This window comes from Micromonospora marincola, from assembly GCF_056150385.1.
Map to the genome: position 1 here is coordinate 33,470 of NZ_JAXCFT010000027.1, position 20,780 is coordinate 54,249.

Below are 20,780 nucleotides of genomic sequence, written 5' to 3' on the forward strand. Positions count from 1 at the left end.
ACGCCGCGTACCCCCTTTGTTGTTTCCGGCCCGCCGCCGGCCGCACGCTGACAGACTCGGCCGGTGGGCGGGTACGGGTGGCGGGGGCGCCTCGGGCCGGCGGTGCCGGTCGCCCCGGGCGCCCGGGTGGACCGGTTCGAGATCTTCTTCGACCTGGTCTTCGTCTTCTCGTTCTTCATCATCACCCGGGCCACCGCGCTCCAGGTGAGCGGCGGCGCCCTCCTGCACGCCCTGCTGGTCCTCGCCGTGCTCTGGTGGTCGTGGGTGGTGCACAGCGTGGTCGCCACCCGGATCCGGCTCGGCGAGGGTTTCGTCCCGGTGCTCATGACGGTCGGCATGGCGGCGTTGTTCACGTTCGCGCTGTCGCTGCCGAACGCGTTCCGCGACCCGCGCGGCAACGCCGCCGGACCGGTCGTCGCGGCGATCAGCTACACCGTGCTGCGACTGGTGCACCTGCTGCTCTACCGGCACGCGGTGCGGGACAACCCGGACGAGCGCCGGCAGTTGATCCGGTTCGCCCCGGAGGTGGCCGGCAGCACCCTGCTGCTGCTGGTCGCCGCGCTGATACCGCCGAGGATCGACGGTCTCGCGTCGGCGGCCGTGGTCCGCGACGGGTTGTGGGTGACTGTCGTCCTGCTCCAGTACGGCACCGGCATGCTCGCCGGCACCTTGGGCTGGGGCGTCGCCTCGGCCGAACACTGGACGGAGCGGTACGACCTCATCCTGATCATCGCGCTGGGTGAGTCGGTCATCTCGGTGGGTGTCGGCAGCAACCTGCTCGGGCAGCCACCCACCTGGCCGGCCGTGGTGGCGGCGGTGCTCGGCATCTTCTTCACCGCCGCGCTCTGGTGGGCGCACTACGACATGATCGGGCCGGCCGCCCGGATCGCGTTGCACGCCGCCCGCGACGGGCCACGGGTGGCGATGGCCCGGGACGCGTACGCGTACCTGTATCTGCCGATGATCGCGGGCATCATCCTGTTCGCGCTCGGCGCCGAGATGATCGTGCACGACATCGCCAGTCCCGGCGTGCCACCGGGCGAGTCCGCGCACGGGCCGGCCGTACCGCTGCTCTTCGGTGGGGTGGCCTGCTACATCTGCGGCAACATGCTGTTCCAGGCCCGGACCCTGCGCACGCTGAGCTGGACCCGGGTGGTGGCGGTGCTGCTGCTCGGCGCGACGGTCCCCGTCGCGCAGCGGGTGCCGGGCCTGGTCGCGATGGGGCTGCTGACAGTCATCACGGTGGGTATGGTGGCGGCCGAGGTGATCGTCTTCGATGAGGGCCGACGTGCGCTGCGCGAGCTGGTCTTCGAGGAGCGGTCCAGCCACGAGGCACACGAGGCGGCCTGGCGGGCCCGCTGGCACGAGCAGCCCGACGACCGCGATGAAGGCGAGTGACCGCCGCGGCGTTGAACCGGCTGCCCGGGTGCCGCGTGTCACCTCCCGGCCCCACCGTGGGGCCGTCGAGAGAAACGGGGACCCACCACATGACCACCGACACCGTTTTCGCCGGCACGGCCGGCACCTGGCAGCTCGGCGACCGGACCGTCAACCGGATGGGCCTCGGCGCGATGCGGCTGACCGCGAACGCCGACGGCAGCCCGAGCGACCGGGACCGGGCCGTCGCGGTGCTACGCCGCGCGGTTGAGCTGGGCGTCAACCACATCGACACGGCCGCGTTCTACTTCTCGTCGCTGCGCTCGGCAAACGAGCTGATCAACCGGGCGCTTTCGCCGTACCCGGAGGATCTGGTCATCGTCACCAAGGTCGGGCCGGGCAAGGACCCGTCCGGCGAGTGGCTGCCGATGGCGCGGCCGGAGCAGCTACGCGGCCAGGTCGAGGAGAACCTGCGCCAGCTCGGCCGGGACCATCTCGACGTGGTGAACCTCCGGGTGTACGGGCCGGAGCCGCTGGCCGAGCACTTCGGCGCGCTCGCCGAGCTGGTCGACGCCGGGCTGATCCGGCACCTCGGCGTCTCGGCGGTACGCGCGCACCAGGTCGCCGAGGCGCGGACCATCGCCCCGGTGGTGTGCGTGCAGAACTCGTACGGTCTCGGCTACCGCCGGAGCCACGACGAGCTGATCCGGGACTGCGCCGCGCACGGCACCGCGTTCGTGCCGTTCTTCTCCATCGTCACCAGCGGACGGGAGGCCGGTGCGGCGGGCGAGGAGCACCCGGAGGTGCTCGCAGTGGCGCGGGAGCACGGCGTCAGCGCGGCCCAGGTCCGGCTGGCCTGGGTGCTGAGCCGCGGCCCGAACGTGCTTGCCATCCCCGGCACCGGCGACCCGGCGCACCTGGAGCAGAACATCGCGGCCGGCGCGCTCCGCCTCTCCCCTGAGGCCCTGGCGCGCCTCGACGCGGTCTGACGTTGTTAAGCGGGGGCCCCGCCTATGCAGAATGCGTTAAGCGGGGGCCCCGCCTTACCCTTCGGCCCTCGGCAGAAGGGGTGGGTGGTGAGCGGCGGCGGGCCGGAGACTGGGCCAATGGCGATCTTCTCCGTGCAGGCCCGGCCCACCGACGCGACGAGCTGGGCCGGGCTGGCCCGCACCGTCGAGGCGGCCGGCTTCGACGCGCTGCTGGCCGCCGACCATCCCGGTTTCGGCCCGTCCCCGTTCGTCGCGCTGGCCGCCGCCGCGTCCGTGACCGGCACGCTGGGCCTCGGCTCGTACGTGTCGAACGCCGGCGTTCGGGAGCCGATCCTCCTCGCCGCCGACGTGGCCACGCTTGACGTGGTCTCCGGCGGTCGGGCGCGGCTCGGCCTCGGCGCCGGCCACACCCCCGGCGAGTGGCGGGCCGTCGGGCGGGAACGCCCGGACGTCGCCGGCCGGGTCCGCCGCTGCGTGGCGGTGGCCGAGGCGGTACGGGCGCTGCTGGCCGGCGACGAGGTCACAGTGGACACCGGTGAGCTGGCCGCGCACGCCGCCCGCCTCGACGGGCCCCGGCCGGTCCAGGACCGGATCCCGCTCACCGTGGGCACGGCCAACTCGACGCTGCTGCGCTGGGCCGGCGCGCACGCCGACGTGGTCGGCCTGACCGGCTTCGGGCGCACCATGGCCGACGGGCACCGGCACGAGGTCCGGTGGCGGGCGGACCAGCTCGACGCGCAGCTCGCCCAGGTGGCGGCCGGCGCGGCCGGCAGGTCCGCGCCGCCGGCCCTGGAGGCGCTGGTCCAGCACGTCGCCGTCACCGACGACGCCGAGGCGGTCGCCGCCCGGACGGCCGCCGAGACCGGACTCACCCCGGCGGAGGTGCTGGCCACCCCGTTCGTGCTGATCGGCACCGCCGACGAGATCGCCGCGGCGGTGGCCGGGCACCGGCGCCGCTGGGGCGTCACCCGCTTCGTGGTACGCGTCGACGCCGTCGACGCGCTCGCGCCGCTGCTGTCCCGGCTGGCCGGAAACGACTGGACTTAGAGCGCACTCGAGATAGGACAATGGGATCATGACGACGACACGACGGTTGGGCCGCAGCGGCATCGAGGTCAGCGCCATCGGCATGGGCTGCTGGGCGATCGGCGGCCCGCTCTGGGCCGGCGAGCAGCCGCTCGGCTGGGGCGAGGTGGACGACGACGAGTCGGTCCGCACCGTTCACCGGGCGCTCGACCTGGGCGCGACTCTCTTCGACACCTCAAGCAACTACGGCGCGGGGCACAGCGAGCGGGTGCTCGGCCGCGCGCTCGCCGGTCGCCGGGAGCAGGCGGTGATCGCCACCAAGTTCGGCTACCCCACGGATGAGGCGACCCGGCAGGCCGCCGGCGAGGACGGCACTCCCGACTACGCGCGTCGCAGCCTGGAAGGTTCGCTGCGCCGGCTCGGCACCGACCACGTCGACCTCTACCAGTTGCACCTGGGCGGCCTGCCGGTGCCGCAGGCGCTGGACCTGGTGGAGACGCTTGAGGGCCTGGTCGCCGAGGGCAAGATCCGGGCGTACGGCTGGAGCACCGACGACCCGGCGTCGGCGCGGGCGTTCGCGGAGGCGGCTCCGCACTGCGCGGCGATCCAGCACGACCAGTCGGTGCTGCGGGACAACGCGGCGATGCTCGCGGTCTGCGAGGAGTTCGACCTGGCCAGCCTCAACCGGGGGCCGCTGGCGATGGGCCTGCTCACCGCCAAGTACCAGGACGCGCCGGCCGCGCGGGGCGGCGACGACGTGCGCGGGGTGGCGCCCGAGTGGCTTACCTGGTTCGCCGGTGGGGTGCCGCGCGCCGAGTGGGCCGACCGGGTGGCCCGGGTCCGCGAGGCGCTCACCGCCGACGGCCGCACCCTCGCCCAGGGCGCGCTGGGCTGGCTCCTCGCCCGCAGCCCGCAGACCCTGCCCATCCCCGGCTGCCGCACCGTCGGCCAGTCCGAGGAGAACCTGGGCGCGCTTGCGTACGGGCCCCTGCCGCAGGCGGCGTTCGCCGAGGTGGAGCGCCTTCTCGCGGACCTGCGCACCGCTCCTGCGAACGCGTGAGTGCCGCGCCGGAGGTGTCCGACCGGCGCTTCGCGCTGCCACCCACCGCCGACGAGCGGACTCTGCTCGACGCGTTCCTCGACTTCCAGCGGGATGCCCTGGTGCGCAAGTGCGAAGGGCTGTCCGACGGGCAGCTACGGTCGCGGCCGGTGCCGTCGTCCGCGTTGTCGCTGCTCGGCCTGGTCCGGCACCTCGCGACTGTCGAACGCTGGTATTTCCAGGGGGTGACCACTGACGCGCCCTGGCCCGGTGACCTGTTCGACCTGACCGACGACGCCGACGCGCCGTTCCACGATGTCGCCGACGCCACCGGTCCGGAAACGTTCGCGCTGTGGCGTGAGGAGGTGGCCGCGTCCCGGCGGATCGCGGCCACCCGCTCGCTGGACACGGTCGGCCGCACTCCGGGCACCGGCGCCGAACGATCGCTGCGGTGGGTGCTCACCCACATGATCGACGAGTACGCCCGGCACCTGGGCCAGGCCGACATCCTGCGCGAGGCCATCGACGGCCGCACCGGGGAGTGAGGGCGACCGGCCTCGCGTACGCCTACTGGCCGAAGGTGTAGCGGAGGTCGGCGTTGACCAGCCGGTTGAGCCGCTTGCGCAGGTGGCCGAGGAGCGAGGCGTCGGGCAGCGGTTCGGCGACCAGCAGCCGCCAGCGCAGCAGGGTGCCGGCACCGCCGTCGGGCGCCAGCTCGAACCGCACCCGGGCGTCCGGCCGGCGGGGCCAGAGCGACGACCAGACGACCAACTCCGGGTACGCGGCCTCCAGCACCCGGGGCCGCTGCTCGTCGTCGAGTAGCACCAGCCAGGGGCGGGCGGGATCCCGGTCGGGGTCGGTGAGCGCCTCGAACACGATCGCGGGCGGCGGCGGTTGTGTGCGTGCGCGGCTGCCGACCTCGTGCAGCGCGGGATCAGATCGGATGTTCACACGGCGCAGCACGTAGCACACCGTAGCACTTTTCGCTACGCTGACGACATGCCTGAGCATGCCCATCGGGAGATCACTCAACGTGAGCTGCGAAACGACTCCGGCGCCATCATGCGAGGAGTCGAGCGCGGCGAGTCCTTCACGATCACCCGCAACGGAACGCCGATCGGGCGGCTGATCCCGATCCGACGGCGCACCTTCGTGCCTCGCGCCGAAGTGCTTGCGGCCTTCGCCGGCGCCCCCCGGCTCGACGAGGCTCGTCTCCGCGCTGATCTCGATGCCACGTTCGACCAGGATCTGTTGAATCGTGACTGGTGACAGCTTCCAGCGCGGCTTGATCGACACGAACATCGTCATCCATCTGAGCAGGTTGGGCGCGGCGGAGCTACCCGACGAAATGGTGATCACGGCAGTCACCTTGGCGGAACTCTCAGCCGGCCCGCATCACACTGACGATCCCCGCGAACGGGCACGCCGCATGAGCGTGTTGCAGCACGTGGAGTCGACGTTCGAGCCGCTTCCGTTCGACGCGGAGGCGGCACGGGCCTTCGGCCTGGTCTCCGCCGCCGTGCGGGCTGCCGGACGGGGCACCCGCCGCCGGGTCGCTGACCTCATGATTGCCTCCGTCGCGCACACCACTGCCCTACCCCTCTACACCACCAACCCGGCCGACTTCGTCGGGCTCGACGACCTGATCACCGTTCGCCCGGTCGACAGACCGATCGACTGACCTCCCGCCGGCGGGAGAAAGCCGTGCGTGCGTGACGAGTGAGTGATTTCGCTGCACGCATCCGGATCGCGCCGCGTACCCGAAGATGTGAGCATGCGGATCCTCATGGCCGGCGTGTCCGGCTTCCTCGGCACCCGACTGGTCGACCGGCTCACCGCGGACGGCCATCAGGTCACCCGTCTGGTCCGCCGCGCGCCGCGCACCCCGGACGAGCGGCGGTGGAATCCGTCCGCCGCGCAGCTCGACCCGCAGGTGGTCGCGGACGCGGACGCGGTGGTGAACCTGGCCGGCGCGGGGGTGGGCGACAAGCGCTGGAACGACGGCTACCGGAAGCTGATCCGGACCAGCCGGGTGGACAGCACCACCACGCTCGCCATCACGATCGCCGGCCTGCCGGCCGCGAATCGGCCGGCGGCGCTGCTGAACTCGTCCGCGGTCGGCTGGTACGGCAACACCGGTGACCGGATCGTGGAGGAGGACGCGCCGGCTGGTGAGGGGTTCCTGGCCGACGTCTGCCGGGTCTGGGAGGCCGCGACCCGGCCGGCCGAGGACGCCGGGGTACGTGTGGTGCGGCTGCGCACCGGGCTGCCGCTGCACCGCGACGGCGGCCTGCTCAAGCCGCAGTTGCTGCCGTTCCGGCTGGGTGTCGGCGGCAAGCTGGGCAACGGCCGGCAGTGGCTGCCGTGGATCTCGATGCCGGACTGGCTGGACGCGGCGGCGTTCCTGCTGGCCCGCGACGATGTGGCCGGCCCGGTCAACGTGGTCGGGCCGGCGCCCGTCACGAACGCCGAGTTCACCCGCGAGCTGGCCCGCCTGCTGCACCGGCCGGCGATCATGCCGATCCCGGCGCTGGCGTTGAAGGTGGCGCTCGGCGGGTTCGCGCACGAGGCGCTCACCAGCACCCGGGTGCTGCCCGGGGTGCTCGGCAAGGCCGGTTTCACCTGGACGCACCCGGATCTGCCGGACGCGCTGCGCGCCGCCCTCGCCGGCTGAGCCGGTGGGTGTTAAGCGGGGCCCCCGCCTAGGCAGAATGCGTTAAGCGGGGGCCCCTCCTTTCATGCGTCAGCAGTTGATGACCCAGTAGTTGGGGGCGGTCTGCTTCAGGGTGGTGGTGTAGAAGGTGTTGTAGAGGCCCATCCGCTGGCCGCTCCCAAGCGCGTAGGCGTACCCGCCGGACTGGTAGGCCCGCCCGGCCGCGACGTGCGCGTAGTTGCTGGCGGTGACGCAGACCGGCGCGGTGGTCGGTGACGCGGTGGGCGACGCCGTCGGGGTGGCGGAGGCGGTCGGGCTCGGCGTGACGCCGCCGCCGAGACCGAAGAAGAGCGCGTCCCGGTACGTCGAGCAGATGGTGTCCAGGAAGTACGCCCCGGCGGTGCCGCACTGGTCGGCGGCGGAGCCCGGGTCGACCGGGGTGCCGTGGCCCATGCCGGCGACCCGGTAGAGGCGGATCCGGTCGTCGCCGTAGACCTCCAGGCTGGTGCCGCCCGGCAGCGAGGACGTGCTTGTCGGGGTCTGCGACACGCCCAGCACGTTCGTCCACTGGTCCCGTGACTCGGTCGCGTTCGCCGTCGCCACCGTGTAGTCGCTGGTGCCGTGCCAGATGGCCACCCGGGGGCGCGCGCCGGAATATCCCGCGTACGCGCCGCGGACCAGGTCCCCCCACTGGGCCGGGGTCTTGTCCACCCCCGGGCTCATGCAGGTGAACGCGTTGACCATGCTGGTGGCGCAGCGGTACGGGATGCCGGCGATGATCGAGCCGGCGGCGAACACGTCGGGGTAGGTGGCGAGCATGACGGCGCTCATCGCGCCGCCGGCGGAGAGGCCGCTGACGTAGACCCGGCCGGCGTCGGTGCCGTAGTTCGACTTCGCGTAGTCGACCATCTGCTTGATCGACAGCGCCTCGCCCTGGCCCCGGGCGGTGTCCCCGGTCTCGAAGAAGTTGAAGCAGGAGTTGGTGTTGTTGCCTGCTGGTTGCTGCGCCACGATCAGCGCGAACTTCCACTGGTCGGCGTACTTCTGCCAGCCGGAGTTGGCGAAGTAGGTGAAGGCGTTCTGGGTGCAGCCGTGCAGCAGCACCACGGCCGGCGCGTTGCCGGGCAGGCCGTCGGGACGGTAGGCGTACATGGTCAGGTTGCCGGGGTTGGAGCCGAATCCGCCGACCTGGGTGAGCGCGGCGGCCTGCGCGGGCAGCGCGGCGACCAGAACGCCCGCGGCGGCCAGTACGACCCCGGCCGCCGCCCCGGCGAGGCGGGTGATGAGGGATGAGGAGCGGGACACGGGGACCTCCCGATCATGGAATGTGAACTGAATCACTCTCCGAGTTGCCGCGACGTTACGTGCGTGTTTCATCGACCGGAATGGCTCTCGGTCACACATTCACCGTCCGGGCGGTGTGCCCGGGTCCGGTTGGTAACGTCCGCTGCGTGCCGTCCTCCCCGTCCCCGGTCACCGGCCCGCCGCCCGCCACCACCGCCCGCGACCGGCGCGCCGACCTGCTGGTGACGCTCGCGGCGCTGGCGCTGGCGCTCTGGGTGACGAGCGGGATGTGGCGGGACCCGAACACCCGCACGATCACGGTCAACTCCAGCGACCAGGCGTTGTTCGAGTGGCTGCTCGCGTTCGGCGGGCACGCGCTCACCCACGGCGAGAACCCGTTCTTCACCCACCTGATCAACGTCCCGGACGGGGTGAACCTCGCGGTCAACACCTCGATCACCGTGTACGCGGCGGTCTTCGCGCCGCTGACGTACCTGATCGGACCGCCCGCGACGTTCCTGGTGATCCTCACGCTCAACCTGGCCGCCACGGCGGTGGCCTGGTACTGGCTGCTCAGCCGGCACCTGGTCGGCAGTCGGCTGGCCGCCGGAGTGGGCGCGTTGTTCATCGCCTACTGCCCGGCCATGGTGTCGCACGCCAACGCACACCTGAACTGGACCGCCGGCTGGCTGGTGCCGCTGCTCGTCTGGGGCGTGTTCCGGCTGCGCCGGCCCGGCCGCGCGGTCACCGGCGGGATCGTGCTCGGCCTGCTGGTGGCGGTCGCCTTCTCGATCGCCGCCGAGGGGTTGTTCTTCACCGCCCTCGCGGTCGCCCTGTTCCTGCTGGTCCGGGCGGCGCACCCGGCCCGGTGGGCGGAGGCGCGGGCCGTGCTGCCGCGCATGCTGGCCGGGCTCGGGGTCACCGCGCTCGTGGCCGGCGTGCTGCTGGCGTACCCGCTCTGGCTGCACTTCGCCGGGCCGCAACGGTTCCACGGCACCGGCTTCGACCCGCTGATCCACTCCGAGGATGTCGCCGCGTACCTGTCGTACCCGCGCCGGTCGCTCGCCGGCTGGGCCGGGTTCGGCACCTCGCTGGCGCCCAACCCGACCGAGGAGAACTCGTTCTTCGGGATCCCGCTGCTGCTGCTCGCGGTCGCCTGCTTCGTCCTGCTGTGGCGGCGCGCCGACCGGGCGTTCCGGGCCACCCTGCTCGCGCTCGGCGTGACCGCGGTGGTCTTCGCGGTGCTCTCCTGGGGGCCGACGGTCAAGTGGAACGGCCGGCGCACCGACCAGTTGCTGCCGTTCGGGGTGCTTGACAACCTGCCGGTGGTCAACGCGGCGTTGCCGTCCCGGCTGGCCCTGGTCGTCGCGCCGGTGATCGGCCTGCTGCTGGCGTACGCGATCGACGCGCTGCGTGCCCGACCGGGACGGCCGGACGAGCGCACCCGGCCGCCCCGGCGCCGGGTGACCGGAGCGGCCTGGACGGTCGGCTTCGCCGTCGCGCTGCTGCCGCTGCTGCCCACGCCGCTGCTCACGAGCGTCCGCGAGCCGATTCCGGCGTTCATCACCGGCGGCGCCTGGAAGCGCTACGTCCCGCCCGACGGGGTGCTCACCCCGCTGCCGCTGACCGTCGACGTCTATCCGGACGGGCAGCGCTGGCAGGCGTACGCGCTGGCCCACCGGCAGGGTGAGTTCCGCATCCCGGCCGGCTTCTTCCTCGGCCCGGGCGGGCCGGACGGCCGGGGCCGGATCGGTCCGGTGCCGCGCACCTTCGACTCGCTGATGGACCAGGCCGGGAGCACCGGGCTGGTGCCGATCATCACCGCGGGCAGCATCGAGGAGTCGCGGGCCGACCTGCGCTACTGGGGGGTGCGGGCGGTGGTGCTGGCCGACCGCGTGCACGGCGCCAAGTACGCCGTCGACGAGGAGGCGTTGCGCCGCACCGCCACCGCCCTGCTCGGCCCGCCAGAGCGGGTCGAGGACGTCTGGTTGTGGCGGGTGCCGGCGGCGTGACGCCTGCCGGCGGCGGGACCTCTGCCGCGGTGTCGGCGGCCGGCGGGACCTCGGCCGCGGTGTCGGCGGCGGGCGGGACGCGACGAGCGTCACGGGTCGGTGGGCCGGCCGGCGGGACTAGGCTGGACCGGTGAGCGTGACGACTTCCGGGTTGACCACCGTCCGCGCCGGCCGGCTCGACTACCAGGCCGCCTGGGACGAGCAGCGTCGGCTACACGAGGCCGTGGTGGCCGGCGAGCGGGGCGACACGGTGCTGCTGTTGGAGCACCCGAGCGTCTACACCGCCGGCAAGCGGACCGAGCCGTGGGACCGGCCGGTGGACGGCACCCCGGTGGTGGACGTGGACCGCGGCGGCAAGATCACCTGGCACGGTCCGGGGCAGCTCGTCGGCTACCCGATCGTGCGCCTGCCCGACCCGGTCGACGTGGTGGCGTACGTGCGACGCACCGAGCACCTGCTGATCGACGTCTGCGCCGAGTTCGGGCTGACCGCCGGCCGGGTCGAGGGGCGCAGCGGCGTGTGGGTGCCGGAGGACGACCGGGGGCCGGCGCGCAAGGTGGCCGCCATCGGCATCCGGGTCGCCCGCGGTGTCACGCTGCACGGCTTCTCCATCAACTGCGACTGCGACCTGGGCTTGTTCGATCGCATCGTGCCCTGCGGCATCCGCGACGCCGGGGTCACCTCGCTCACCGCCGAGCTGGGCCGGCCGGTCACCGTCGCCGACGTGCTGCCGGTCGTCGAGCGGCACCTGCCCACCCTGACCCAGATCTGACCCGCCTGACCTGCGTGAACTTCACCTGATCCGACCGCACCGCACCGGCCCGGGACGCGCGCGTCCCGGGCCGGACCGCGTCAGGGCGTGAGACGGTGCCTGTCGCGGGGGAAGGCGGTCACCTCCCGGACGTTCGCCGCGCCGGTCAAGCGGGCCACGAACCGCTCCAGGCCGATCGCGAACCCGCCGTGCGGCGGCATGCCGTGCCGGAACGCCTCCACGTACGCGGCGTACGGCTCCACCGCCTCGCCCCGCGCCGCCAGGGCGGCCAGGTAGTCGGCGTGCCGGTGCAGCCGCTGCCCGCCGGTGACCAGCTCCATCCCCCGGAACAGCAGGTCGAAGCCGTTGGAGTACGCCGGGCGGGCCGGGTCCGGGTGGGTGTAGAAGGGCCGCTTCGCCATCGGGTACCCGGTGACGAACAGGAAGTCGCTGCCGTGCTCGGCCCGGGCCCACTCCCCCAGCGCCCGCTCGTGCGCGGGTGCCAGGTCGGGCTCGTCGGCAGGCGCGCCGGCGATCGTCAGCGCGTCGGCGAAGTGCACCGCCGGGATGTCGGCGGGCACCTCCGGCACTGTCACGCCGAGCGTGTCGAGCGCGTCGCCGGCCCGGTCCGCGACGCTCCCGAGCATCCCGGCCAGGGTGTCCCGCAGCACCGCCATCACGTCCCGGTGGTCGGTCACGAAGCCCAGCTCGACGTCGAGCGAGGTGTACTGGGCCAGGTGCCGGACCGTGTCGTGCGGCTCGGCGCGGAACACCGGCCCCACCTCGTACACCCGCTCGAAGACACCCACCATGAGCTGCTTGTAGAACTGCGGCGACTGGGCCAGGAAGGCCGGGCGGCCGAACCAGTCCAACGCGAAGACGTTCGCGCCGCTCTCGGTGGAGGAGCCGACCACCTTCGGCGTGTGCACCTCGACGAAACGCTGCCGGTCGAGCGTGGCGCGGAACCCGGCCACCGCCGCCGCCGAGATCCGCAGCGGGGCGGCACGGCTCGGGTGGCGCAACGCGGTCGACGCGTGGTCGAGCTGGGTGGGCAGGCTCGCGGCGAGCACCGGCCGGTACAGGTCGAACGGCGACGGTACGGCGGGCGGGCCGAGCGGTCGTACCGTCGGCTCGACGACCTCGACCCCGGCGGGCGCGGCGGGGTTCGCGACCACCGTGCCGACCACCTCGACGACTGTCTCCTCGGTGAGCGCCTCGACCTGCGCGCGCAGGTCGGGCGCGGCGACCACCACCTGGGCGAGCCCGGCGGCGTCCCGGACGATCAGGAACGCCACCGACTTGAGCAGTCGGCGGCGGTGGACCCAGCCGGCGAGCCGGACGGTCGCGCCGACGTGGGCGGGGAGCTGGTGGGACAGGATGCGTTGCACGGCGGGTTACCTCCTCGATCAATCGCAACGCGATCCCCGGGAGGTGTGGGCGAGCGGGAGCCTCGCGGTGCCACCACACCTTCGCCCCCGCCGGAGCGGGAGCCTCGTTCGTCGCCTTTTCACCGGGGCCAGCCGGGCGGGTTCTACTTGGCGCGGGTGTTAAGCGGGGGCCCCGCCTCTACCGGAGGCGTTAACAAGGGGCCCCGCCTTACACATCGTGCTGTTCCTCCCGCAGCTCGGGAGGGTCTTCGCGGGCCGGCGCCAGGCCGCCTTTCCAGCATCGGCGGCTCTCTGGGCTGGCGGGTCGGTCCGCTACTCGGCTCCGTCGCAGCTCTGCCGGGCACGCTAGCACCACGACCGCCGCACTGTGACGACGATTTTTGGCCGCTCGTGTCCGGTGTCACAACCTTTCCGGCGTGACGGCGGTCGCCCGACGTTCATCGACCGCCGCCGACCGGCGTAGGCTCGATTTTGTGACGATCGAGCATTCCGCGCCGACGGCTCAGCAGCCAGCGCCCACCGCGACTGTCGCTCCGGAGGGGCGGCGCATGCTGCGGATCGAGGCGCGCAACGCCGAGACGCCGATCGAGCGCAAACCGCCGTGGATCAAGGTCAAGGCCAAGATGGGCCCGGAATACACCGAGTTGCGGGGGCTCGTCTCGCGCGAGGGCCTGCACACCGTGTGCCAGGAGGCCGGCTGCCCCAACATCTACGAGTGCTGGGAGGACCGCGAGGCCACCTTCCTCATCGGCGGCGACCAGTGCACCAGGCGCTGCGACTTCTGCCAGATCGACACCGGCAAGCCGGCCGAGTTCGACGCCGACGAGCCGCGCCGGGTCGCCGAGTCGGTGGCCGCGATGGGCCTGCGCTACGCGACCATCACCGGCGTGGCCCGCGACGACCTGCCCGACGGCGGCGCCTGGCTCTACGCCGAGACGGTCCGGCAGATCCACGCCCTGCGGTCCGGCTGCGGCGTCGAGCTGCTGATCCCCGACTTCAACGCGGTGCCCGAGCAGCTCGCCGAGGTCTTCGGCTCCCGCCCGGAGGTGCTGGCGCACAACGTGGAGACCGTGCCGCGCATCTTCAAGCGGATCCGCCCGGCGTTCCGCTACGAGCGGTCCCTCGACGTGATCCGCCAGGCCCGCGCCGACGGCCTGGTCACCAAGAGCAACCTCATCCTCGGCATGGGCGAGGAGCGCGCCGAGGTCTCCCAGGCGCTGCGCGACCTGCACGACGCCGGCTGCGAGCTGATCACCATCACGCAGTACCTGCGCCCCTCCCCCCGGCACCACCCGGTCACCCGCTGGGTCAAGCCGGAGGAGTTCGTCGAGCTGCGCGAGGAGGCCGAGGAGATCGGTTTCGCCGGCGTGATGAGCGGCCCGCTGGTCCGCTCGTCCTACCGCGCCGGCCGCCTCTACCAGCAGGCGCTCACCGACCGCGAGCAGGTCGCCGTCGCCGGCTGAGCCGGCCACCGACCGCGTCGCCCACCGCCGGCCACCCGCCGGATGCCATGATCCCAGGCATGACCGCCGGGGTACGCGAGGAGCCACGCGAGGCCGACCGCCCGCGTACGCTCCGGCGTCCCCGGCTGCCGACGCTGCTGGCCCTGCTCGTCGGGTCCGCCGGGATCGCCTACCGGCTGGCGCTGCTGCTCGCCGACGCGCCGCCCACCAACAGCGACGAGGCGACCATGGGGCTGGCCGCCCTGCACATCGCCCGCGGTGACGCCTTCCCGGTCTGGTTCTACGGTCAGGCGTACATGGGCACGCTCGAGGCGTACCTGGCCGCGCCGCTGATCGCGGTCACCGGACCGTCCGTGCTCGCGCTGCGGCTGCCCACCCTGGCCCTGTACGCGCTCTTCCTGCTCCTGTCGTGGCGGCTCGCCCGCCGGCTCGGCGGCGACCGCTGGTATGCGCTGCTCGTCGTCGCCGTCCTCGCGCTGGGCGCGGACCGGGTGGTGAAGAACCAGCTCATCGCCGGCGGCGGCTATCCCGAGCTGAACCCGGCCGGGGCGGCGCTGGCGCTGCTCACGGTCGGGCTGTGCACCGGCGGACCGGGCGCGCGGCTGCCCCGCTGGGCGGCCTGGGGGCTGGTCGCCGGCGTGCTGCTCTGGGTGGATCCGCTGATCCTGCCGTACGTGCTGACGCTCGGCCCGCTGCTGCTGGCGTGGCGGCGGCGGGAGCTGGCCGGCCGGGCCGGGGCCGTGCTGGCCGGCGCGCTACTCCTGGGCGCCGCCCCGATGGTGCTCGACAATCTCCGCCACGGCCGCGACCCGCTCACCGCGGTGCTCGCGGCAAGCGGTTCGGGCGCGGCGGCGGGCTGGGCCGAGCGGCTGCACGGCGGTCTGGTGATCGGCCCGCCGCTGGCCACGGGCTTCTGCTCGCCGGGGCACTGCGCCCCGTGGCAACTCTGGTGGGCGCTCGCCTTCCCCGTCCTGCTGCTGCTCGCCGCGCTTGCCGCGTGGCGGGTTCTGCGCCGGGCCGGTCCGCCTGCCGGCCGGGTGTCGGCGGGGGTGCGGTTGGCGCTGCTCGCCGGCGCGGCGGCGGTGCTTGCGGCGTACGCGTCGAGCAACGCCGCCGGGCGCACGCCGACCGAGAGCGGTCGCTACCTGTCCTGCCTCGCGGTAGCCGTCCCCGCCCTGCTCTGGCCGCTGTGGCAGGCCGCCCGCCGCTTGGCCGCCCGCCTCGGTCCGCGGCCCGGCGGGCGACGCCAGCTCGGCGAGGTGGCGGTATCGGACCGGCCAGGACACCGCGATCTCACCGACCTGGAGTCGATCAACTCCGGGACGGCCGGTGCGGGTGAGGCACGGACGGCCGGGACAGGGGGCGCGGCCGTGCTGGCGGTCCTGGTGCTCGCCGGGATGCTCGGCACCGGAGCGAGCGCCACGGTGGACGCGATCCGGGCGGCGCCGGCCGTGCACGCCGAGGCCGACCGGCACCGGGCGCTCGTCGACACGCTCGGCGCGCTCGGCGTCCAGCACGCGCGCGGCGGCTACTGGACCTGCAACCGGCTCACGTTCGCCACCGGCGAGGACGTGGTCTGCGCGGTGGTGGACGACCAGTTGCGCCCCGGCTTCGACCGGCTGCCGGAATATCGGCGGGAGGTGGCCGCCGACCCGGACGCCGCCTGGGTGGCCCCGGACGACTCGCCGCTCGCCGCCCGGCTTGACCGGCGGCTCGGCCCCGAACCGGGCGCGCTCGACCTGGTCACGGTGGCCGGCTGGCGGATCTACCTGCCCCGCCGCTGAGCCGGGGCGGACGGCGGGTCGAGCAGGCCCAGGCGGTGGGCAAGCGCGGCGGCCTCCACCCGGTTCGTCACATCCAGCTTGGCGATGATCCGGGAGACGTGCACGCTTGCCGTCTTCGGGGAGATGAAGAGCTGGTCGGCGATCCGACTGTTGCTGTGCCCCTCGGCGACCAGCCGCAGCACCTCCTGCTCCCGGTTGGTCAGCAGGTCCGGCCCGGGACGCCCGGTGTTGCGCAGCCCGACCCGGCGGGCCAGGGTGGTGGCCTGCCCGCCGAGCGTGGTGGCGCCCAGCCGGGCGGCCAGCTCGACCACTTCCCGCACGGCGGCGGCCACCTCGTCCCGCTCGCCCGCCGCCGCGGCCACCTCGGCCAGCCCGAGCAGCGCCCGCCCCAGGGGGTGCGGCGGCCCGGCCGCCCGCCACGCCGTCACCGCCGCCCGCCACCCGTCCAACGCCCCGTCCGGCACTGGCCGCGCCTCGACCTTCCGCCCGGAACCGGCCGCCGCCGGCCGCGCCCCGACCGCCCGCCCGGAACCCGCCGGCCCTGTCTCCACCGCATGCCCGCAGCCGCCAGCCGCGTCGACGGGGCCGAGACCGATCAGGAGCGCGGTGACCTGGGCGGCGTGGGCCCGCTCGGCCGGATGGCGGGCCGGCAGCACGGCGGCCACCGTGGACACCTCGGCGGCCAGCGCCGGGTCACCGGCAAGCACGGCGGCCCGGGCCACCGCGCTGAGCACCGGCCAGCCCTCGCGGGGCAGGTCGGCCAGGTGCGGGTCGGCCAGGGCGGCGCGGGCCGCGCGTACCGCCTCCACCCTGTCGTCGGCGGCCAGGGCGGCCTCGACGCGCAGCTCGTGCAGCGGAAGCCGGTGGTTGGGCCAGAGGTAGGGCCGGGCCAGGAACGCCAGCGCCCGCCCGACGAGTTCGCCGGCACGGGGATGGGCCCGGGCCAGCCGCAACCCGGCGCGCAGTTGGAGCCAGTGCAGCCCGGAGACGCCAGGCGGATCGATCCGGGCCGCCTCGGCGCATGTCGCGTCGGCCTCGTCCCACCGGCCCAGCGCGATCAGCGCCTCGGCCCGGTTGGACAGCAGGTAGGCCCCGATCGACCGGCTGATCCCGGCTCGGCGTGCCTCGCTCACCCCGGCCGCCGCGGCCTCCTCCGACTCGGCGTACCGGCCCAGTTCGTAGAGCACGTCGGAGAGGAAGACAAGCGCGCTGACCAGGGCCCACGAGTCACCGGCGGCCCGGGCCCGCTCCTGCACCCGGCGCAGCTCGGCCAGCCCGAGATCCGGGGTGTCGTCGATGCGGTGCAGCAGGACGATCCGGGTGGGCAGCAGCACCAGGTCGGTGCCGATCTCGGACGCGCCGGCCATCGCCTCGGCGGCGACCGAGGCGGCCTCCCGGGGATCGACCTTCATCAGGTGCGCCGCGATGTCGGCAAGCACCCCGAACCGTTCCGCGCCGCCGGGCGCGCCGGCCGCCAACCGGTACGCCTCGCGCAACTCGACCGCGCCGTCGCTCTTGCCGAGCAGGGCGAGCAGCCGGCCACGGTGGTCGAGCAGGGCGGCGGCGCGCAGCGGCTCGGCCGCCGGGTCGACCTCGGCCAGCGCGGCCCGGGTGAGGGTGAGCGCCCGACCGAGGTCGCCGGCGGTGACCGCCGCGGTGAGCGTCTCCTCCAGCACGCGCAGGTGGTCCATGCCGAGGCGGTCGGCGGCGTCGGGCACCAGCTCCCACAGTTCGAGGACGCGCTCCAGCAGCCGGCTCTGCTCGGCGTACGCGCAGCGCTCCGCCGCGGCGGCTGCGGCGGCCCGGGCGGTGGTGAGGGCGCGCGGGTGGTCGTGTGCCGCGTACCAGTGGTGGGCGATCTCGGCCGGGGCGCGGCCGGCGGCCACCAGGTGCGGCTGCGCCTCGATCGCCGCGGCGTATCGCGCGTGCAGCCGGGCGTGCTCGCCGGGGAGCAGGTCGTCGTGCACCGCCTCGCGGACCAGCGCGTGCCGGAACTCGTAGTCGCCCTCCGGGTCGACGACCACGAGCTGCCCGGCGACGGCGGCGCGCAGCGCGTCCTCCAGCTCGGCCTCCGGCAGCCCGGCCACCTCGGCGACGAGCTGGTGGGAGAAGCGGGTGCCCCCGGCGGCGGCGATCCGCAGCACCCGCTGGGCCGGCTCGGGCAGCCGGTCCACCCGGGCGAGCAGCAGGTCGCGCAGCGTCTCCGGGAGGACGGCGCAGCCGACCGGGTCACCGGCCGCGGCCAGTTCCTCGATGAAGAACGGGTTGCCCTGGGTGCGCTCGTGCACGTCGCCGACGGCGCGGGCGGACGGCTCGACGCCGAGCAGGTCGGCGAGGACGGCGGCGGTGCCGTCGCGGTCGAGCCGGCCCAGCTCGATCCGGTCCACCCCGCGGACCCGGTCCAGCTCGGCGAGGAAGGGCCGCAGCGGGTGGCCCCGGTGCAGCTCGTCGGTGCGGTAGGTGCAGACGACGAGCAGGCGGGTGGCGCGTGCGGCCCGCACCAGGAAGCCGATCAGATCCCGGGTGGACCGGTCGGCCCAGTGCAGATCCTCGATCACCAGCACCAGCGGGCGTTCCTCGGCGATCCGCCGGAACAGGTCGGCGACCAGGTCGAACAGGTAGCCGCGCGGGGTGTCGGAGAGGGCCGGCCCGGCGGGTGCGGCGGCGCTGGCGGGCATCCGGGCCAGCTCGGGCAGCAGCCGGGCGAACTCGGTCTCGTAGCCGGCGAAGGCGGCCGGGCCGTCGTGCCGCAGCACGTCGCGCAGCGCGGCGGCGAACGGGGCGAACGGCAGGCCGGCCTCGCCCAGCTCGAGGCACTGGCCGACGAGCACCCGTGCCCCGCCCGCGGCGACGTGCCCGCCGAACTCCTCCAGCAGGCGGGTCTTGCCGACGCCGGCCTCGCCGCCGACAAGCACGGTGGTCGGGTCACCACCCCGGGCCCGGGCCAGCGCCTCGCCCAGCGCGGCCAGTTCGGGCTGCCGGCCGACGAGGACGGTGCTGGCGGCGCGTGCGGTCACGCCGTCGAGCATGCCACGGCGGTCCGACGGCCCGGCCGGGCCGAACGCACCGGCCGTGACCGCCGGTCCGGCCGCCCCCGTGGCGGCCGGACCGACACCAACCGCACCGACACCAACCGCACCGGCAGCGGCCGGGCCGGTGACCGGCGGGGCGGTCACCGGCGGGCGTCGCTGGTACGGGCGGTGTGGCGGCGCCGGCTCAGCCAGCCGTGCGGGTGCCGGCGGGACAGCGACCGGGCGAGCCGGTCGTGGGCCGCGTCGGCCTGCATCTCGGCGGCGTGGCTGCGGTGGATGCTGAGCAGGAACTCTGCGTCGTTGCCGAACATCTCGGATCTCCCCTGTCGTACGGTGTCGTGCTCGCTGTCGAGGTCGACTTTCCGCGTGCAGGAGCCCTCGGCGCATGGGTACGCCGCCTGATCTTTCCCCCGCGTCGCCTCCTTACCCGGCGGCCGGGCGGGCCGGCGCGGCCGTAAGGTACTCAGCCCGCGGCGGAACGGGTGGCCACGGATCAACGGGTTGAACGCCGACCACTAGACTCTGCGGCATGGCAAAGCCCCAGGAGAAGGTCTCGTTCGGCCAGCGGCTGAAGCAGATCGGGATGGTGTTCAAGTTCACCGCCAAGCAGGACAAGTGGTTCGCGCCGCTGGCCGCGGCGGCGGTGCTGATCCCGCTCGCGCTCACGGTGGTCGCGGTGATCGCCTGGGGCTGGATCTGGCTGCCGATCGGCATCCTGCTCGCGCTGCTCGCCCTGCTGGTGGTGCTCAACCTGCGGTCCAACAAGGCGATGATGAACGCCGCCGAGGGGCAACCCGGCGCGGCGGCGCAGATCATGGAGAGCATGCGCGGCGACTGGCGGGTCACCCCGGCGGTCAGCTCCACCACCCAGATGGACATGATCCACCTGGTGCTGGGCCGCCCCGGCGTGATCCTGCTGGCCGAGGGGAACCCGCAGCGGGTGCGGGGCCTGCTCGGGCAGGAGAAGCGCCGGCTGGCCAAGGTGATCGGCACGGCCCCGCTGCACGACTACGTGATCGGTCAGGGCGAGGGCGAGCTGCCGGTCCGCAAGCTGCGGATGACGCTGATGCGGCTGCCCCGCACGCTCTCCCCCAAGGACGTCAACGCCCTCGACAAGCGGCTAAAGGCGCTTACCGCGCGACCGCAGATGCCCAAGGGCGCGGTGCCGAAGAACATGCGTCCGCCGCGTGGCGCGTTCCGGCAGACCCGGGGGCGCTGACTCCCGACGTACGCGGAGAAAGGAGCCGGTCCCCCGCGGGGCCGGCTCCTTTCCCTCGGGTGGGTCAGCTTTGCCGTCGGGTGGGTCAGCGGCGGGGCGCGTCGGTGACGACCGCGCCGGTGAGCCGGTCGTGCAGGCCGCGCCGGTGCTGGTCCATGATCAGGGCGGGCACGACGAGGGCGAGCAGGAGTCCGCGCAGCAGTGCCCGGGCCAGCCCGATCCGGCCCCCGTCGGCCCAGGCCACGCAGCGCAGCCGGGTCAGGTACATGCCGGGGGTCTGGGCGAAGAGGCCGAGGAAGAAGCCGTACTCCAGGATCAGCACCAGGACCGGCGGCCAGCCGTCGCGGACCGGGTCGGCGAAGGACCGGGCGAGCAGCAGGCAGAGCACCCAGTCGATGACGAGCGCGCCGAAGCGGCGGCCGAGGCCCGGGGGCGTGAAGGCGGGGTCGGTGGCGGGCGGCACCGGTGCGGCGGCGGTATCGGTCACAGCGGCCAGGGTAACGCCGCCTCGACACGCACCGAGAAATCCGACAAGATGCCCAAAAACCAACATATGGTACGGGCACTGACGCTCCGCGAGCGACGTAACACGGCGGAAACAGAGGAGACACCGCCGGGCAACCGGCCGGCCATAGCGTCGCCAAAAGTCAGCCACCGGAGTGGACCTGCCAGGAGGACGTGTGTTCGCCAATCCCGAGGAACTCCTGCGATACCTCAAGAACGAGGACGTGAAGTTCGTCGACGTACGTTTCTGTGACCTGCC

At 73.9% G+C, this 20,780-nt stretch carries 19 protein-coding genes; 13 read left to right on the forward strand and 6 right to left on the reverse strand.

Annotated elements, in window-relative coordinates; translation table 11 throughout:
* Window positions 1-63: 63 nt before the first annotated feature.
* From SM450_RS29610 to SM450_RS29630, 5 genes are all read left to right on the forward strand, one after another.
* Window positions 64-1,398, forward strand: a complete 1,335-nt coding sequence (locus SM450_RS29610; RefSeq protein WP_474623073.1) for a low temperature requirement protein A — start codon at window positions 64-66, stop codon at window positions 1,396-1,398.
* A gap of 89 nt (window positions 1,399-1,487) precedes the next feature.
* Window positions 1,488-2,366, forward strand: coding sequence for an oxidoreductase (locus tag SM450_RS29615; RefSeq protein WP_474623074.1), 879 nt, complete (start codon window positions 1,488-1,490; stop codon window positions 2,364-2,366).
* A gap of 117 nt (window positions 2,367-2,483) precedes the next feature.
* Window positions 2,484-3,413 (forward strand): LLM class flavin-dependent oxidoreductase, encoded by a 930-nt coding sequence (locus SM450_RS29620; RefSeq protein ID WP_474623075.1) that lies wholly within the window; start codon window positions 2,484-2,486, stop codon window positions 3,411-3,413.
* Between the two features lie 28 nt (window positions 3,414-3,441).
* Window positions 3,442-4,452 carry an aldo/keto reductase gene (locus SM450_RS29625; RefSeq protein WP_474623076.1) on the forward strand — a complete coding sequence of 337 codons (1,011 nt, stop codon included), beginning with the start codon at window positions 3,442-3,444 and terminating at the stop codon, window positions 4,450-4,452.
* Window positions 4,449-4,976, forward strand: coding sequence for a DinB family protein (locus SM450_RS29630; RefSeq protein WP_474623077.1), 528 nt, complete (start codon window positions 4,449-4,451; stop codon window positions 4,974-4,976). Before SM450_RS29625 ends, SM450_RS29630 begins: the two co-directional genes overlap by 4 nt.
* A gap of 22 nt (window positions 4,977-4,998) precedes the next feature.
* Here SM450_RS29630 and SM450_RS29635 read toward each other — a convergent pair whose 3' ends face one another.
* Window positions 4,999-5,394 (reverse strand): SRPBCC family protein, encoded by a 396-nt coding sequence (locus tag SM450_RS29635; protein ID WP_474623078.1) that lies wholly within the window; start codon window positions 5,392-5,394, stop codon window positions 4,999-5,001.
* 36 nt (window positions 5,395-5,430) lie between these two features.
* Here SM450_RS29635 and SM450_RS29640 point away from each other — a divergent pair, with 36 nt between their 5' ends.
* From SM450_RS29640 to SM450_RS29650, 3 genes are all read left to right on the forward strand, one after another.
* Window positions 5,431-5,700, forward strand: a complete 270-nt coding sequence (locus tag SM450_RS29640; RefSeq protein WP_474623079.1) for a type II toxin-antitoxin system Phd/YefM family antitoxin — start codon at window positions 5,431-5,433, stop codon at window positions 5,698-5,700.
* Window positions 5,690-6,112 carry a PIN domain-containing protein gene (locus SM450_RS29645; RefSeq protein WP_474623080.1) on the forward strand — a complete coding sequence of 141 codons (423 nt, stop codon included), beginning with the start codon at window positions 5,690-5,692 and terminating at the stop codon, window positions 6,110-6,112. The genes SM450_RS29640 and SM450_RS29645 overlap by 11 nt, the downstream gene beginning before the upstream one ends.
* A 93-nt stretch (window positions 6,113-6,205) precedes the next feature.
* Window positions 6,206-7,105: a TIGR01777 family oxidoreductase gene (locus SM450_RS29650; protein WP_474623081.1), complete on the forward strand. Its 900-nt coding sequence runs from the start codon at window positions 6,206-6,208 to the stop codon at window positions 7,103-7,105.
* 69 nt (window positions 7,106-7,174) lie between these two features.
* Here the strand turns inward: SM450_RS29650 and SM450_RS29655 are convergent, their stop codons facing one another.
* Window positions 7,175-8,389 carry an extracellular catalytic domain type 1 short-chain-length polyhydroxyalkanoate depolymerase gene (locus SM450_RS29655; protein WP_474623082.1) on the reverse strand — a complete coding sequence of 405 codons (1,215 nt, stop codon included), beginning with the start codon at window positions 8,387-8,389 and terminating at the stop codon, window positions 7,175-7,177.
* A gap of 146 nt (window positions 8,390-8,535) precedes the next feature.
* Between SM450_RS29655 and SM450_RS29660 the strand changes: the two genes are divergently transcribed.
* Together SM450_RS29660 and lipB are read left to right on the forward strand one after the other, a co-directional pair.
* Complete coding sequence (locus SM450_RS29660; RefSeq protein WP_474623083.1) at window positions 8,536-10,380, forward strand: DUF6311 domain-containing protein; 1,845 nt, start codon at window positions 8,536-8,538, stop codon at window positions 10,378-10,380.
* Window positions 10,381-10,510: 130 nt separating this feature from the next.
* Window positions 10,511-11,152 carry a lipoyl(octanoyl) transferase LipB gene (gene lipB / locus SM450_RS29665; RefSeq protein WP_474623084.1) on the forward strand — a complete coding sequence of 214 codons (642 nt, stop codon included), beginning with the start codon at window positions 10,511-10,513 and terminating at the stop codon, window positions 11,150-11,152.
* Window positions 11,153-11,232: 80 nt separating this feature from the next.
* Here the strand turns inward: lipB and aspS are convergent, their stop codons facing one another.
* On the reverse strand, window positions 11,233-12,519 hold the full coding sequence (gene aspS / locus SM450_RS29670; RefSeq protein WP_474623085.1) for an aspartate--tRNA(Asn) ligase: 1,287 nt from the start codon (window positions 12,517-12,519) through the stop codon (window positions 11,233-11,235).
* 416 nt (window positions 12,520-12,935) lie between these two features.
* On the opposite strand from aspS, the gene lipA reads away from it, so the two are divergent.
* Window positions 12,936-13,982 carry a lipoyl synthase gene (lipA, locus tag SM450_RS29675; RefSeq protein ID WP_474623086.1) on the forward strand — a complete coding sequence of 349 codons (1,047 nt, stop codon included), beginning with the start codon at window positions 12,936-12,938 and terminating at the stop codon, window positions 13,980-13,982.
* A 59-nt stretch (window positions 13,983-14,041) separates the two neighbouring features.
* A complete protein-coding gene (locus SM450_RS29680) occupies window positions 14,042-15,766 on the forward strand; it encodes a DUF423 domain-containing protein (protein ID WP_474623087.1) in 1,725 nt (574 codons plus the stop codon).
* Here SM450_RS29680 and SM450_RS29685 read toward each other — a convergent pair.
* Together SM450_RS29685 and SM450_RS29690 are read right to left on the reverse strand one after the other, a co-directional pair.
* Entirely contained in the window at window positions 15,748-18,783 is a 3,036-nt protein-coding gene (locus SM450_RS29685; RefSeq protein ID WP_474623088.1) for a helix-turn-helix transcriptional regulator, read from the reverse strand. The genes SM450_RS29680 and SM450_RS29685 overlap by 19 nt on opposite strands.
* Before the next feature lie 155 nt (window positions 18,784-18,938).
* Window positions 18,939-19,109, reverse strand: coding sequence for a hypothetical protein (locus SM450_RS29690; protein ID WP_474623089.1), 171 nt, complete (start codon window positions 19,107-19,109; stop codon window positions 18,939-18,941).
* Window positions 19,110-19,327: 218 nt separating this feature from the next.
* Here SM450_RS29690 and SM450_RS29695 point away from each other — a divergent pair, with 218 nt between their 5' ends.
* Window positions 19,328-20,017, forward strand: coding sequence for a DUF4191 domain-containing protein (locus SM450_RS29695; protein ID WP_474623090.1), 690 nt, complete (start codon window positions 19,328-19,330; stop codon window positions 20,015-20,017).
* A gap of 85 nt (window positions 20,018-20,102) precedes the next feature.
* Here SM450_RS29695 and SM450_RS29700 read toward each other — a convergent pair whose 3' ends face one another.
* Window positions 20,103-20,570: an RDD family protein gene (locus SM450_RS29700; protein WP_474623091.1), complete on the reverse strand. Its 468-nt coding sequence runs from the start codon at window positions 20,568-20,570 to the stop codon at window positions 20,103-20,105.
* Between the last annotated feature and the right edge of the window lie 210 nt (window positions 20,571-20,780).

Coding starts and splice junctions, on each gene's coding strand:
- SM450_RS29640 (WP_474623079.1), top strand. CDS start 5,431: ATGCCTGAGCATGCCCATCGGGAGATCACTCAACGTGAGCTGCGAAAC.
- SM450_RS29615 (WP_474623074.1), top strand. CDS start 1,488: ATGACCACCGACACCGTTTTCGCCGGCACGGCCGGCACCTGGCAGCTC.
- SM450_RS29625 (WP_474623076.1), top strand. CDS start 3,442: ATGACGACGACACGACGGTTGGGCCGCAGCGGCATCGAGGTCAGCGCC.
- SM450_RS29680 (WP_474623087.1), top strand. CDS start 14,042: ATGACCGCCGGGGTACGCGAGGAGCCACGCGAGGCCGACCGCCCGCGT.
- SM450_RS29650 (WP_474623081.1), top strand. CDS start 6,206: ATGCGGATCCTCATGGCCGGCGTGTCCGGCTTCCTCGGCACCCGACTG.
- SM450_RS29620 (WP_474623075.1), top strand. CDS start 2,484: ATGGCGATCTTCTCCGTGCAGGCCCGGCCCACCGACGCGACGAGCTGG.
- SM450_RS29700 (WP_474623091.1), bottom strand. CDS start 20,570: ATGTTGGTTTTTGGGCATCTTGTCGGATTTCTCGGTGCGTGTCGAGGC.
- SM450_RS29695 (WP_474623090.1), top strand. CDS start 19,328: ATGGCAAAGCCCCAGGAGAAGGTCTCGTTCGGCCAGCGGCTGAAGCAG.
- SM450_RS29690 (WP_474623089.1), bottom strand. CDS start 19,109: ATGTTCGGCAACGACGCAGAGTTCCTGCTCAGCATCCACCGCAGCCAC.